General features: G+C 70.5%; 1 protein-coding gene and 1 pseudogene. Both read right to left on the bottom strand.

What is annotated here, in order from left to right; translation table 11 throughout:
* A pseudogene (locus tag D3D02_RS18530) lies at nt 1-153 on the bottom strand (GNAT family N-acetyltransferase); the annotation flags it as partial.
* Nucleotides 154-262: 109 nt separating this feature from the next.
* On the bottom strand, nt 263-599 hold a 337-nt coding region (locus D3D02_RS18535), incomplete at its 5' end, for a mechanosensitive ion channel domain-containing protein (RefSeq protein ID WP_147435726.1).

Genomic DNA, 599 nt, shown 5'->3' on the forward strand with positions numbered 1-599 from the left:
GAACGGCTCGTCGGCGTCTCTCGCCGGCCGGATCGTCCAGCGCGTGCCCTCCTTGTCGACGAACCGCGGACAGCGCGGGGGGCAGTGGGGCGTCCCCTCGCACTCGCTGCCGTCCCAGCCGTCGCAGGCGACGCTCGCGGTGTCGGGGTTCATGCTTCCCCGTTGGCGGCGCGTCGGGTTATACCGGGCCGACGACTTTCATATCGTGGGAACGGGTGACGAGGGGAGACGGACCGGTCGCGGATCGCCTGCCGTGGCGGTGCTACTCCCGGATCAGCACGATCCCTTCGCGGAACACCGCGTGGTTCGGGAGGACGTGCTCCTCACCGTCCGTCTCGATGTGGGTGACGAAGAGGTCAACCTCTTGGACGACGCCGCGCTCGCCGGCGACACGCACCTCGTCGCCGATGCCGTACGGCTGGCGGAGGAGGAGGAAGACGCCGGCCGCGGCCGAGGCGACCAGGTCCTTCGTCGCGCGCGCGGCGAACAGCACGAGCGCGAACGCGTACGCCGCGAGCAGCACGATGAGCGCGAGCGTCTGGACGCCGACCTGGCCGAGCGCGATGAGCGTCGCGACGTACACGACGCTGTACTTCACG

The sequence above is a fragment of the Halobellus sp. Atlit-38R genome, from assembly GCF_003665925.1.
Taxonomy (GTDB): Archaea; Halobacteriota; Halobacteria; order Halobacteriales; family Haloferacaceae; genus Haloquadratum; species Haloquadratum inordinatus.